The organism is Dactylosporangium sp. NPDC049525, from assembly GCF_040676755.1.
Taxonomy (GTDB): Bacteria; Actinomycetota; Actinomycetes; order Mycobacteriales; family Micromonosporaceae; genus Dactylosporangium.
Genome location: NZ_JBFAPO010000049.1, coordinates 22194 through 35384, shown reverse-complemented (window position 1 = coordinate 35384; position 13191 = coordinate 22194). Strand labels below are relative to the sequence as shown.

Annotated in this window: 10 protein-coding genes and 1 pseudogene; 6 read left to right on the top strand and 5 right to left on the bottom strand. The window is 70.7% G+C overall.

Going from position 1 to position 13191, the window contains the following annotated elements:
- Nucleotides 1-71: 71 nt before the first annotated feature.
- Entirely contained in the window at nt 72-1748 is a 1677-nt protein-coding gene (locus tag AB0K00_RS43305) for an HEXXH motif domain-containing protein (RefSeq protein ID WP_363533987.1), read from the top strand.
- Here AB0K00_RS43305 and fxsT read toward each other — a convergent pair.
- The 4 genes from fxsT to AB0K00_RS43285 all read right to left on the bottom strand — a co-directional run bounded on the left by fxsT (nt 1745) and on the right by AB0K00_RS43285 (nt 7865).
- Nucleotides 1745-4960: an FxSxx-COOH system tetratricopeptide repeat protein gene (gene fxsT, locus AB0K00_RS43300; protein ID WP_363533984.1), complete on the bottom strand. Its 3216-nt coding sequence runs from the start codon at nt 4958-4960 to the stop codon at nt 1745-1747. The two genes, AB0K00_RS43305 and fxsT, sit on opposite strands and share 4 nt — an antisense overlap.
- 454 nt (nt 4961-5414) lie before the next feature.
- Nucleotides 5415-6044 (bottom strand): hypothetical protein, encoded by a 630-nt coding sequence (locus AB0K00_RS43295; protein WP_363533981.1) that lies wholly within the window; start codon nt 6042-6044, stop codon nt 5415-5417.
- 100 nt (nt 6045-6144) lie between these two features.
- A complete protein-coding gene (locus tag AB0K00_RS43290) occupies nt 6145-7131 on the bottom strand; it encodes a zinc-dependent alcohol dehydrogenase family protein (protein WP_363533978.1) in 987 nt (328 codons plus the stop codon).
- A gap of 119 nt (nt 7132-7250) precedes the next feature.
- Nucleotides 7251-7865 (bottom strand): TetR/AcrR family transcriptional regulator, encoded by a 615-nt coding sequence (locus tag AB0K00_RS43285; RefSeq protein WP_363533975.1) that lies wholly within the window; start codon nt 7863-7865, stop codon nt 7251-7253.
- An 85-nt stretch (nt 7866-7950) separates the two neighbouring features.
- On the opposite strand from AB0K00_RS43285, the gene AB0K00_RS43280 reads away from it, so the two are divergent.
- From AB0K00_RS43280 to AB0K00_RS43270, 3 genes and pseudogenes are all read left to right on the top strand, one after another.
- On the top strand, nt 7951-8652 hold the full coding sequence (locus AB0K00_RS43280) for an SDR family NAD(P)-dependent oxidoreductase (protein WP_363533972.1): 702 nt from the start codon (nt 7951-7953) through the stop codon (nt 8650-8652).
- 247 nt (nt 8653-8899) lie between these two features.
- Nucleotides 8900-8968, top strand: a pseudogene (locus AB0K00_RS43275) (hypothetical protein); the annotation flags it as partial.
- Nucleotides 8944-9411 (top strand): WD40 repeat domain-containing protein, encoded by a 468-nt coding sequence (locus AB0K00_RS43270; protein ID WP_363534142.1) that lies wholly within the window; start codon nt 8944-8946, stop codon nt 9409-9411. The pseudogene AB0K00_RS43275 and the gene AB0K00_RS43270, both read left to right, overlap by 25 nt.
- On the opposite strand, the gene AB0K00_RS43265 is transcribed toward AB0K00_RS43270, so the two are convergent.
- Nucleotides 9302-10189, bottom strand: coding sequence for a fructosamine kinase family protein (locus tag AB0K00_RS43265; protein ID WP_363533969.1), 888 nt, complete (start codon nt 10187-10189; stop codon nt 9302-9304). The genes AB0K00_RS43270 and AB0K00_RS43265 overlap by 110 nt on opposite strands.
- A 116-nt stretch (nt 10190-10305) precedes the next feature.
- On the opposite strand from AB0K00_RS43265, the gene AB0K00_RS43260 reads away from it, so the two are divergent.
- The gene (locus tag AB0K00_RS43260) at nt 10306-12501 is read left to right on the top strand and encodes a DUF4132 domain-containing protein (RefSeq protein WP_363533966.1); all 2196 of its coding nucleotides are present in this window, start codon (nt 10306-10308) and stop codon (nt 12499-12501) included.
- Between the two features lie 32 nt (nt 12502-12533).
- Nucleotides 12534-13160 (top strand): toll/interleukin-1 receptor domain-containing protein, encoded by a 627-nt coding sequence (locus AB0K00_RS43255; RefSeq protein WP_363533963.1) that lies wholly within the window; start codon nt 12534-12536, stop codon nt 13158-13160.
- Nucleotides 13161-13191: the final 31 nt, after the last annotated feature.

The following is a 13191-nucleotide window of genomic DNA, read 5'->3' as shown; positions in this document are numbered from 1 at the left end:
TCGACTCGCCCGCAGCCGACTGGCTGCCCGCGACCCGGTACAGCCAACATGTCCTGCAGGTGCGGGCCCTCATGGACCTCGTCGAGCGCGAGCACCCCGATGTGGGCGTCAACGCCGGACTCGCGGCGAGTTTCGCCGTCCTCACCCGCCTGTGGCGGCGGGCACCAGCTTCGGTTGCCGCCGTCCTGCGCGACGCGCAGGCGGGTGCTTGGTCAGCCTGGTGCCTTCGTCGGCTGCTCGGCCGAGTGCGCGGCGACGTCGACCTCGCCGTCGACCTCGCCTACCTCGGCGGCTTCGCCCTTGCCGCCGCCCGGTCGGTCGGTGTGGACGCCGAGGCGGCGGTGCCGGTCCGGGCCGGCTGGATCATCGTGCCGACGCTGGGCCGCGTCCGGCTCGGCGACGCGGCCAGCTTCGGCGTGGCGAACGCGTCGCACGCGAGCGGACGGTTGCGATTCGAGTATGGCGGGCGCGTCGTTGAATTCGGGTTCGACGGAACCGCGGCGCAAGATTCGGGCTGGGAGCCGCTCTGCCGTCTCGTCGTGGACGACCCTGAGCGGTTTGCCGTCACGCTGGACGACATCAGCCCCTACCGGAGGCTGTTCGGCCGACCGCCGGCCGATCGGTTGGACGCCGTGCAGCAGCGTTGGTGGCAGGACATGCTGGCCGGGGCGTGGCAGGTGCTGAGCTACCGGCATCCCGGATGGGCGGCCGCGATCGGGTCGACCGTGACCGAACTGGTGCCCCTCGTGCCGGACAGCGCTGGCACCGGGGTGAGCGCCACGGCCCGCGACGCCGTCGGCGTCGTCGCGCTGGCCCCGCCGGCGGATCCGGCCGGATTTGCCGCCACGCTCGTGCACGAGGTGCAGCACAGCCGGATCAACGCACTGCACGACGTCACCGCCCTGTACGCGGACGCTGCGGGCCGGAGCTACTACTCGCCGTGGCGCGATGACCCCCGACCTCTCGGCGGCCTGTTGCACGGCTGCGTGGCCTTTCTCGGTGTGGCCGACTTCTGGCGCGTCGAGCGGGCCGAGCCGGAGCACAGCGAGTTCGCGGAACTCGAGTTCGCACTGCTGGCGCAGCAGGTGCGCGTCGGCTACCGGACCCTGAGCCGTGCGACGGGTGAGCTGACCCCGGCTGGCCGGCGAGTTGCCGCGTCGATCGGCCCGGTGCTGCGACGCTGGTCGGCAGAGCCGGTCGCGGAGCGGTCTCGGCGACTGGCGCGAGACCTGGTGGCCGACCATGCGATCGCCTGGCGGTTGCGCAACCTACGCCCCGATCCGAACCTCGTCGCCCGCCTCGTCGACGCCTGGACCGCCGAATCCGGCAGAGGAGCCGTCACCCGCACGGCCGGGAAACGGAACGGACAAACGCTGGCCGACGCTGGCGCGGCTGAACCGTCGACGGTACTGATGGCAGAGAGCTCGCTACGCCGGCTGGCCCGCTCGCCGCGCACGGGTTCGGCGGGTCACCTGCCGGACGGCGACGAGGCTGACCGGTATCTGGTCGACGGAGACTACCGCCGAGCCGCAGTCCTGTACGGCTTACGGATCGAGCACGACGCCGCCGACACTCGAGCCTGGATCGGACTGGCGATAAGCACAGACCGCGCGCACGATGGCGAGACGAGCCTGTCGCGCGCCCCGGAGCTGCTCGTGGCGCTGTCGCAGTTGGTGACGCCTCGCCCCGATCCGCGGGAGTTGGCGTCATGGCTGGACCGACACCTGCCCGCCGGCACCGGAAGCTAGATCGACGGCGACTCGATGTCGCAGTCGGCGCGGCTGCCGAGCCCGGCGTCGATCACATCCGGGTGCCGGTCGTAAAGGGTGTGCCTCATCCGGGCGATCGCGTCGCGGCGTAGCGCTGCCGCCTCGACATCCGCCCCAATGGACTCCAGGTCCAAGGCGTTGTTGATGGCGCAGGCGAGGGTGTACGGGTGATCGGCACCGCGGACTCGGCGAGATCGGGAAAGGCTTTCGGCGGACCGTTCCTGGGCCTCCTCGGTGTGGCCACGCGAGGCGAGAATGTTCGAGCCGTTGGCCAGGGCACACAGGGCCCACTGGTGATCCTCGCCGACGGTGCTCTTGAGGCCCTTCAGCGCGTCGTCGTTCATTGCCATGGCCTCGTCGAGCCGGGTCAGGTGCCGCAAGATGATGGCGACGTTCACCATCGCGGCCAGCGTCAGTGGGTGCCGGCCGCCGAGGTTGACCGTATACGCGTCGAGAGCCGCCTGCCCGAGCTCATACGCCCGCGGTTGGTCACCCGCAACGCGGCAGGTGTTGGCGAGGGTGAGCGTGGCGGCGAAAGTCTGTTCGTGGGTCTCGCCGAGATGGGTCTTGTGCGCGTGATAGGCGACCTCCGCGACCTCGATCGCGTTGTAGCCGTTCCTGCGCATGAGGACCGCCTCAGCGCGCCTGGCTCGCAGCAGGTCGCGGTGGCCGGGCCGCATGTCGTGCTCGTGAATGCGCAGGATGCGCTTCTGCTGGGCGAGGGCGTCTGCGTAACGTCCGAGGCCCAGCAGGTCACGGGCGACGCTGCCGTTGGCGTAGAACGTCTGGATCGAGTCGTCGCCGAACATTGCGGCCTGCCGCCGCACGATGTCGATGTCGAGCTCGTATGCCTCCTTGAACCGGCCCATGAGACGCAGGTCGACAGCCAGGTTGTTCGCTGACCGCAGCGTCGCCGGGTCGTCGTCACCGAGCGTCGCCCGGTATGCAGCCCAGTTCTCGGTGTCCAGCGCGAGCGCCTCGTTGAACCGCCCCTGCAGCCGATGATCCGCCCCAACGCTGTTGGCGGTCGCCAGGGTGTGTTCGTGCCGCTCGCCGAGCGTGCGCCGCATGCGTCCGAGCGTGTCCTGGTTGAGCTGCACGACTGTGGTGTGTTCACCCTGCTCCCGCAGCGAGTTGGCCAGGTGCCGGCTCGCGACCATCGCCATGACGTCGTCCGAGCCGAGGGTCCGAGTCCACTCGTTCACGGCCAGTTCGCCGAGCGCGCGGCTGGCAGCGTAGTCGCCGACCGCGTACAGGTACCTGATTTGGTCCAAGAAGACGGTGCGCTCTTCGGCGTCATCAGAGGAGAGAATGCCGCTGGGCACGACATGCGGGTTGATCTGCGCAAGGGCGGGCCAGTTTTGCAGGTTGTCGGGCTCGCCAGGGTTGGCGAGGGCGAGGATGCTGTGCGCCGCCTTGGTCAGCACGGCGCGCTCCTCGTCGCCGAGCTCCTCACGGAGCAGGTCGCCGACGAGGTTATGGATCTTGATGAAGTTACGACCGGCATCGAATTGCGCCAGGGCATGGCTGCCCATGTCGCGGATCGCATTGCGCCGGGTCATTTCGGTGCGCAGTTCGGTCGACAGCGGTGCCGGCAGTTGGCCGCCGCGCCCGCGGATCAGCACGGCCACCGAGATCGGCTGGGTGCTCATCATGGCGCAGACGCCGAAGAGCTGCGCCGCGGCTTCCGACTTGTTTCGCAGCTCGCGGTAGGCGACACGGAACGTGTCGGCCAGCGAGTTGGGATAGCCGGCCGGCGTGCCCTCGGCGAGTACGCGATACGGTGTCTCGCCCAGTGCCGTGAGGTACTCCTGCAGCGACATGCCGGTCTCGTTGTGCACGGCCGCAGCCTGCTCCAACGCCAGTGGCAGGTGCCCGAGCCGGGTGCCCAGCGAACGCGCCTCGGCCTCGGTCAGGCCCTTCCAGCGCTTACCGAACATCTCGACGCTCTCGTCTTCGGTAAACACGTCGACGGAGATCGTGTCGGCGTATCCGGGCCACCGGTTGGACCGCGACGTCACCAGCACGTGACCGTGGCCGGCTCGTGGCCGGTAGTTCTGGATCGCTTCCGGGTCACCCGCGTTGTCGAAGATCAGCAACCACCGCTCATGCGGCTGCCCACGGCGCAGCCCGTCGAGCACGGCGCCGATGGTGTCATCGGCGTCGGCACTTTCGGGCAAGCCAAGCCGCCGAGCGAGCGATACGAGCGAACGCCGGATGAGCCGCTCCTCATCGGCGGGCACCCACCACACCAGATCGTAATCTTCTTGGAACTGGTAGGCGTACTCAATAGCAAGGTTGGTCTTGCCGACGCCGCCAAGGCCGTGCAGCGCCTGCAACAACAGGGAAGGGCTGGACGCGGACTGCCGTGCATCGTGGATCTGCGTCAGGAGATCCTTGCGGCCGGCGAAGTTGTTGTTGCGGGGCGGCACGCCGCCCCACGTGGTCGACTGCTTGGTGGAGGCGGCCCGGTCGGCGTCCGTTACCGTAACGGTGATCATCTTGTCTCCATCTGCGGGCCGCTCCCGGCCTTGGCGGGACGTGTCCTGGACGGAAGTGTTCTGCTCACGGCGGACGCCGGCGGCGAACGAACTGTGGAGTTCGTCAACGGCTACGCGCAGTCCGGGCGCCAGGCTCAAACGCTGGTCGATCGCCTTGTGGATCAAGGTCGCTTGGCGCTGGTCCAACTGATGGCCGATCAGCTCGAGGTACAGCGAGCCAACCTCGGGCGTGGCGCCGTCCAAGCGCCGGAACGCCTCCAGTGCGTCCTGGGCGCCGGCCAGCAGCGCGGCATGAACGGCAATGGCCTCGTGCCCGACGGCGGCGGCGTGCGCTTCGAGCGGCACCTCGCGCAGCAGCGCGTCCAGGTGCTCGGACGGCGTCGCGGCCGACTCCCGGGTAGACAGCTTCGTCACGAGGTCATTGAATGCCAGGACGGGCTCCGACCTGCCCAAAACAATCCGAATTGCTATCGCCAGTCGCCCGAGTCCCTGTTCGGCCCCGACGCACGTGCTGAGGATGTCGAACGTGTTGAAGTCCGGGGTGAACCGGTCGGGTGAGAGCGCCGGGTTCTCTTTCTTGAGCTGACCCAGAATTTTCCGCCAGGTGTCGGTGTGCCCGAGCTCTGGCATGGCGTCGAGGGCGTCGCGAAGTGCGGCGAGATCCTCGAGTCGCATGTCCTCGCTGTCCATGGGGTCGCCTGCTGCGGCGTTGCGCGCAGACTGCTCCGTCACGACGCTCGCCCTATCGGATCGACGCACGGCACACCCACGTATAGCAGATTATCGAAGTATTGGGACTGTGCGCATATCGGTTCGGCCGCACGTTTCGTCCGTTCGGACATGCGCCGGCCAACCCCTCATGCTCGCACCAACAAAGAACGCCACCGACTGTGCCAGTGGCGCGGCTATTTCGCCCGTCTGCGTCCTTGATCGTGCTCGCGGAGTCACGGATCGACTCGCGCGCAATCAAGGTATGAACCGGCGCCGGAAGATCCGACGTGCCGGTCCACTGTCCCGAGATACTAGAGGTGCTCCGTTGATCCACGCGACTGGACACGCGTATGTGCTGACCGAACGGCTGAAGAGTGACTAGCCGACCGTCCCGGTCGTTCCGTGGTCGGCACCCATGATCGACAGGCGACAATCAGAACCGGCCAGCGATATTCACGGCGACGCCAAACACCAGGAGCAGGAGGAACGTTCCCGCGGCGATGCGCAGCAGGCGCACCGCACCGCGTAGCTGGCGGTAGCGGTGCCGGTGCTGCTGGATGCCGATCCAGAGTTCGGCCTGGGCGGCGGCGAGCGCGTCGGGAACGGCCTGCGCGCTCAGCGCGCCGCGGAAGTCCTCGAACGTGGCCAGTTGCTCGACAGTGTCGGTGCCGTTGAACACGAGGGCGACCGGCAGGCCATCACCGAACATGGCGCGGCTGTCGCGGCGGGTCACGAGGACATCGCCGGCGCGGACGAGACAGAGAACGACTGTGGCCGCGTTGACGAGCGCGACCAGAGTGAACGCGACGACGACCCAGCGGTTGAACGTGTCGAACCCGCCGCCGAGCACCTGGGCAAGCACGAGCGCGTTGCCGGCGGACAGGACGGCGCCGGCGCTGAGGACGACGGAGGCGCGGCTGGCCGTGGAGGCACGCAGCCGGTCATACCTGTCGAGGTGCCATTGCACAAGGCGCAGCTGGTCGCCGTCATCCGCCGTGGGCGATGTGGTCGGCGGCGGGCCCGTCGGATCGGTGGTGGGTTCCTGTTCCACGAGGTCAGTCAACTCGTCCTCCTTCGACCACATCGAGGGTATCGACGCTGTCGAACGAGAACCTCAGCACAGGCCAACGACTCAATCGCCTCGGCGTGGTGGCTGGGGAGGTCTAGGTGAAGGTGAACAGGACCTTGCCGGTGCGTTGTGGGGTCAGGGCGTGTTCGACTGCCTCGTGGTAGTCGTCCAGGCGGTAGGTGGCGTCGACCGGGACGGCGAGTTGGCCGGTGGCTACGAGGTCGTTGAGTGTGTGGTAGGTCTGTTCGATCTCGGTGCGTGGGGCGTGGCTCAGCCAGTTGCGCAGCCAGAAGCCGGTGTGGGTCACCTCGTTGAAGATCAGGTCCTGGGCTCGCACGGACGGGGTGGTTTCGGTCACGAAGGCGTAGGTGACGAGCACGCCCCGGAATCTGAGCGCTGCGGCGAGGTCGGCGACGATCGGGCCGGTCGTGGCGTCCAGGGCGAGGGCGAGCTCGGCGCCGTCCAGTGCGCCGGCGATCTGGGCGGGCAGGTCGTCGCCGGCGACGATGACGCGGTCGCCGCCGGCGTCGCGCACCGCCTGGGCGGCTGCCTCGCGCCGCACGATGTTGAGGGTTTTCAAGCCTTGCAGGCGGGCGAGGGCGATGACGCAGAGGCCGACGGCGGAGTTCGCGGCGTTCAGCGCGACCCAGTCGCCGGGAGCGAGCTTGGTGAACTTCTGCAGCAACAGGTACGCGGTCGCGGGGTTGATCGGCAGCATGGCCAGTTGCAGCGGGTCGCCGTCCTCTCGCACCGGAAGGACGTTGCGCAACGATGTTGTCACCGTGTCGGCCCAGGTGCCTTGTTCGTAGGTGGGCAGGATGACCACTCTCCGGCCGACCAGCGGCGTGCCGGCGGCACCGCCCGCGTCGATCACCCGCCCGACTCCTTCTCCGCCGACGGGGCTCGGCAGCTGCGGGTGTACCCCATAGCCACCCCGGACGAGCAGGAAGTCTGACGGGTTCACGGGCGCGGCTTCCATCTCGACGAGGATGTCGTCGGTTCCCAGCGGCGGATTGGTCGACGGCTGCAGTGACAGCGACTCGCGTGGATCGCCGTACGACGTGACGAGCAGTTGCGACATGAGATCCCCCGATCGGCGGCGCTGCGCGCTTCTCACCCTGCATCGGATGCCACGATGCCCGGCCGGCACGGCATCATGCGGCGCACGCGCGACGATTCCCGCGGTGGCACGGGGTGATGTCAGCGCGGGCGGAGGCTGTCGGTGAAGAAGCGGGTGCGGCGGTCGTAATCCTCGCGCGAGTAGGCGCGCAACGCGCGAAGGGCGAGTCCGTTGGCGACGTCGGCGTAGTACAGGTCGCCGGCGGTGAAGTCCTTGCGCAGCACGCCTGCGTCGTGACCCCGCTGGAGCAGTCGTTCGCTCATGTCGGTGGCCGCCGTGGCGAGGGCGACCAGTTGGGCGGAGTTCGGGTAGGTCATCAGCAGCGCGTCGGTGAAGGCGGGTTCGCGGTACTGCAGGTCGCGCCGGTCGCCGATGTAGGTGGCGATGGCCTCCCACGGGTCATCGACGCGGCGCGCCCTGTCCATGATCGCGTACATCTCGGTCGCGACCAGCTCGCCGATCACGGCGTCGATGAGCCCGTCCCGCCCGCCGAAGCGATTGTAGACGGTGGCCTTGCTGACGCCGGCCGCCGTGGCGATCTCCTCCAGTGGCGTGCCCAGTCCCCGTCCCCGGAATGCGGCGATGGCGGCGGCGCGGATCTGGGTGACGTTGCGGGCGGCGTCGGCGCGCAGGAGCACCCCAGGCGCGCGGTCAGCGGCCTCGCCGATCGGTGTGCTGGGGGCGCCGGAACTCACGCACTCCACGATAGCAACTTGACGGCGTAGTTAACTTCACCATAGCGTCAGGTTATCTGCCCGCCGTACTGAAGGAGCGGTCGCCGTGTCCAAGTCGATTGTCGTGCTCGGGGCCGGCCCGGGCCTCGGTCAAGCCGTCGCCCACCGGTATGCGCGGGAGGGCTACAGCGTTGTCCTCGTGGCCCGCCGCAAGGAGCCGCTCGACCAGCTCGCCGAGCAGCTGGCCGGCGACGGGGCGCGAGTGCACGCGATCGTCGCCGACCTCGCCGACACCGACGCCATCCCGGCCCTGGCCGACCGCATCCGCGCCACGACCGGCGATCCCGACGTGCTCTACTACGGCGTCTCCGCCGACGGGTTCGTTCCGGTGCTCGACCTCACGCCCCAACGCGTCCGGGACCTCATGCCGCTCGGCGTCTCCACACTGCTCGCGCTGGTGCAGGCGTTCCTGCCGGCCATGATCGCCCGCGGGGACGGCGCGATCCTGAGCGCGCAGGGAGCCAGTGCCCTGCACGGCAATCCGCACATCGCCGGCGGCGTCGTCCTGGCCGCGCAACGCAACTACCTCCAGGCGTTGCACGCCGCGGTGGCCGACAAGGGCGTCCACGTCGGTGGGCTCTTCATCGGTGCCGCGATCGAGCACACGCCCTTCCACGCCCAGATGGAGGCGGCCAGGGCGGCCGGCGACTTCGTCCCCGACATTCCGACGGTCGACCCGGCGCACCTCGCCGACCTGCTCTGGGGCATGCACAACACGACCCGCCAAGCGGAAATCACCTATCCGTAGGCGCTCCACGCCATCTGTCACCGTGACCAGCGGGCCGAGCAGTCGCCGTGGGTGAACCGTGAAGTCAACTACGCCGAGCGGATCGGCAGGCCGATCCTGCCGCTGCTACTGGCGGTGAGCCGTTCTTCCGGCTCGCGGACCTGCAGCACGACGACGTCCGGGCCGGCGGCCTGCCGTCACCGGGGTTCGTCCAGCGACGGCGGGCGTTGCTGGCGCACCCGTCACCGAAACCCCGTCAGGCTGGTTCGTGGACCTCCTCTCCGGCCACACCAGAGCGATACAGAGCGTGGCGTGGTCGCCGGACGGCCTGCACCTCGCGACGAACGAATTCCACGGCCCGGTCAGGGTCTGGAACCCGCGCACCGGCATCCGGCTGCGCCAGCTCGACCTCAATCCCACGCATGCGAACGCGATCGCCTGGTCGCCGAGCGGCCGTCAGCTCGCGGTCGGCTGCGGCGACGCACATTGCTGCTCTGGGAACCAGGTGCCGACCTCCGGACCGCACTCGCCGGCCACACCGGCGGCATCGGCGGGGTGTCCTGGTCGCCGGACGGGCGGCGCGTCGCGTCTGCCGGCGCCTACGGTGCGGTGCGGGTGTGGAATCCGACCGCCGGCACCACCGAGTTCACACCGGTGAGGGTGGCTGTGGTCAACCGGTTCGCGGGCGGAACGGGGCCAGGGTGGCGCGGATCTGGTCGGCCGCGCCCCAGTCGTCGTCGAACTGGGCCAGCACGGCCAGGTGCTGCCGCAGCTGGATGATCGGCATGCGGGCCGGCCAGTCGGCGTCGAGGGAGGTCAGCTCCGCGTAGACCGCGAAGAACCGCTGCGCCTCGGGCGGGGGCGAGGTGGACCACACGTGGGCGAGGTCGACCTCGGCCCACACGTAGGACACGGCCGGGTCGATCAGTGCGGGCGCGCCGTCCGGGGTGGCCAGGACGTTCTGCGTCCACAGGTCGCCGTGCGTCAGGCAGGCCGGCCGGGCCGGCAGCAGGTCGGGCAGCCGGTGACACAGCCGCTCCAGCGCCGCCCGGTCGCCGGGGTCGAGTGCCGCGTCGACACGGGGTTGGCCGAGCCACCGCAGCAGCCGGTGCTGGGCGAAGAACGCGAAGCCGTCGTCGTCCCAGGTGTTGACCTGCCGGCGGCGGCCCAGCCAGTTGTCGCGGTGCCAGCCGAAGCGAGGATGGGTCGTGCTCAGGTGCAGGCGGGCGAGCACGTGCGCGAACTGCTCCCAGAAGCTTTCGCTGCGCGGTCTCGGCCGCAGCATCGACAACACGAGCAGCTCCCGGTCCGCCAGGATCACCTCGGGGGTCGCCACGCCACCGAGGTCGCGCAGGGCGGCCAGGCCCTCGGCCTCCGCGACGAAGACGTCGTCGGCCGGCGGGTCGGTGAACGCCTTGACGAACACCGGCGGCGCGTCCCGGCGGGTGGCTGTGCCCGCGAGCGCCGCGAGCCCACCCGCTGCCGGCTCCACCGAGACGACGTCGCGCATCCCGGCCCGGTGCAGGCACTCCAGCAGGAACGTCGGCGAGCGCGTCACGGCGGCTCCTCGGGTCGGGGACCGGGGTCCGCCAGATCCTAGCCACGTCCCGGGGATCGGTGCTGCTTCGGTACGCTCTGCGGACCGACCCGCGAACGAGTGGTGGAGGCCGGGCGATGGCGGCAGGGCAGGGCGGCAGACCGGCCGTGGTCGACGGGCTGGTCTGCAAGGAACCGTCCGTCATGGCATGGCAGGACGGCGAGCGGGAGCGGTGGTGGTCGCGGGCGGCGGCGCTCGACCACGGGTTGGAGCGGCCCGACTGGGACGTGGCGGCGGCCCGCGCGGACCGGGTGTCGGACCTGACCCCGCCGCAGGTGTCGTGGCTGCTCGCGAAGGGCCCCGAGGCGCCGGCGCGGGCGCTGCTCGGCAAGCCGCTGCGGTTGCGGCACCGGCAACGCCTCGATCTGGGCCTGGTCTCGGTCGCGCGGTTCGAGCTGGACGCGTTGCCGTTCGCGCTCGGCGAGGTCGGGGAGAGCGCCGACCGGCTGGGCGTGCTGGTGCTGCCGTTCCGGGCGCCGGAGGCGGCCACGCTGGTCGCGGGGTGGCTGCGGCACCTCGGCTCCGCGCGGCTGTGGGCGCGGCTGTGGCTGCGGCGGCACGCCGAGACCGCGACGCGGGCGTTGATTCCGGCCGCGGCCGGGCGCCCGGGCAGGGCACGGCAGCAGGCCGAGGAGGCGTTGCGGTATCTGGCCGGTATCGGCCACGGTCCGACGATCGTCGAGGCCGCCGAGGGGTACGGGGCGCAGGCCGCCGCCGTTATCGCGGCCGGCCAGGGACCGTACGCGGTGCGCAGCGGCAAGCCGCCGGCGTGGACGCGCCCCGAGCGGCTGCCGCAGCTCCGCCTCGCCTCCGGCGGGACGATGCCGCCGGAGGAGGTCACGCGGCTGGTCGAGGCGCTGACCCGGTCGCGGCTGGCGGAGCCACCCGAGCCGGCACCCGGCGATGCGGCCCCGGACGGCGGCGGCGCGCCGCTGGTCGTGGAGTCGTCGGCGGCCGTGCAGCCGCTGGTACAGGCGGCAGACCCGGAGGCGGAGAAACGCATCGCGGACTGCGACCCGCAGAGCCTGGCCGAATTCGGGCGGGGGCTGCTGAGCGAGTGGCTCGCCGACGGGATGCCGCCGTCGGAGGCGTGGGCGGTGCTGGCGCAGGCACACGTCGGCGACGACTCCACAATGGACATTCTCGCGCCGCTGGTGCGGTCGTGGCCCGGGAGCGGCCGGTGGGCGCGTTCGCTCGACGGCCTCGCGGTGCTGGTCACGGTCGGCACCGACGTCGCGCTGCGGCACGTGCTGGCGATGGAGCAGCGCATCTCGGGCGGCCCGACGAAGGACCGGGCCGTCGACTATCTCACCCAGGCCGCCGCACGGCGCGGGCTGTCCGTGCCGCAGCTGGCGGACCGGCTGGCGGTCACCCACGGGCTCGACACCGGCATCACGCTCGACTACGGGGCGCGGACGTTCACGGTCGCCACCGACGAGCACCTCACCGCCTTCGCCGTCGGCGCCGACGGGAGACTGCTGGCGAGGCCACCGAAGCCGGGCGTGAAGGACACCAATCCCGCGGCGTACCAACAATTCCTGCGGCTGAAGCGGGACCTGCAGGTGACCGCGGCGGCGCAGACCGCGCGCCTGCAACGGGACATGTTCGCGCATCAGCTCCGGCCGGCACGTGACGTCGCGGCGGTCCTCCTGCCGCACCCGATCCTGGGTCCGATCGCCCGGCGGCTGCTCTGGGGCGAGTACGACCCGCGGCACCGGCTGGTCCGGGCGCTGCGGATCGCGGAGGACGGCAGCTTCGCCGACATCCACGACGCGTCCGCGACCGTCGACGACGACGCGCACCTCGGCATCGTGCACCCGGCGGAGCTGGGCGCGGACCTGGCCCGCTGGGTGCGGCTCTTCGCCGACTACGAGGTGCTGCAGCCGTTCCCGCAGCTGCACCGGCCGGCGGTGGCGCTCACCGAGCCGCAGCGCGCGGCGACGAGCCTGCCCGGGTTCGGGCCGGTGGCAACCGACCGGATCATGCAGCTGCTGAGCGGCGGCCGGTGGCACGGCAACGCCTTCCACATGCAGCGCCGGCTGCACACCCAGCTGGCCCACTCGCTGGCCGGCGGGCTGACGCTGCTGGTCGAACTGGACCCGGGCGTGGCGGCGTCGACCCCCAACACGGTCCACGAGCAGCGGATCACCGAGATCTGGGCCGACGACTCGGGGTCGGACCACTGGCAGCTCGCGCGGCGCATCCCTATGGGACGGTGCGACACCGCCGCGTTGTCGGAGGCGCTGGCCGAGCTGTACGAGATGAGAGACTGACATCCCGCGCTCACATGTCGGTGGAGGCCATCGTGGGGCATGTGTTCATCAGTTACAGCAGCACCGACCGGCCCTACGTGGTGCAGCTGGTGAAGCACCTGACGGCCGCCCGGCTGCCGGTCTGGTACGACCAGACCATCGAGGCCGGGGAGGACTTCGAAGCCGCGATCGCGGCCGCGGTCGAGGCCAGTTCGGTGGTGGTCCCGGTGCTGTCGCCGGCGTCCGTCGGATCGAAGTGGGTGCGCTGGGAGGTCCAGCGGGCGGGCGAGCGCGGCATCCCGGTCCTGCCGCTGCTGCTGCGGCCGTGCGACCTTGGTCCGCTGTTCACCCGCGTGAACCTGCTGGACGTGACCGCCGGGCAGATGCCGTCGACACGGTTCGTCGAGCACCTGCAGCCCGGGTCGCCGCACGGCCGGGCCGGCCCAGCGGCCGCCCCGACGCTGTCTCCGTCCAGCGGTTCAGGGCGGAGCTGCTGGCGCTGGGTGAGCATCCGGGCATCCGGGAGGCGGTGCGGGCGGCGGGCCGGCAGTCCTTCGAGTCGCTGCGCGCGCGGACGCTCGAGGCGGTCCGCGCTGCCGGGCCGACCGGGGTCAGTCGGGTTCCGTGGCAGTACGACCGGCTCCGCGAGGAAGCGCGATACCAGCTGGGCGCGACGGTGACGGCGATCGTCTCCGCCGCACTGGACGGCGT

Bases quoted from the DNA above. Each gene is read 5' to 3' on its own strand.
- AB0K00_RS43305 (WP_363533987.1), top strand. From the start codon at position 72: ATGGACCTCGTCGAGCGCGAGCACCCCGATGTGGGCGTCAACGCCGGA.
- fxsT (WP_363533984.1), bottom strand. From the start codon at position 4,960: ATGGACAGCGAGGACATGCGACTCGAGGATCTCGCCGCACTTCGCGAC.
- AB0K00_RS43290 (WP_363533978.1), bottom strand. From the start codon at position 7,131: ATGTCGCAACTGCTCGTCACGTCGTACGGCGATCCACGCGAGTCGCTG.
- AB0K00_RS43260 (WP_363533966.1), top strand. From the start codon at position 10,306: ATGGCGGCAGGGCAGGGCGGCAGACCGGCCGTGGTCGACGGGCTGGTC.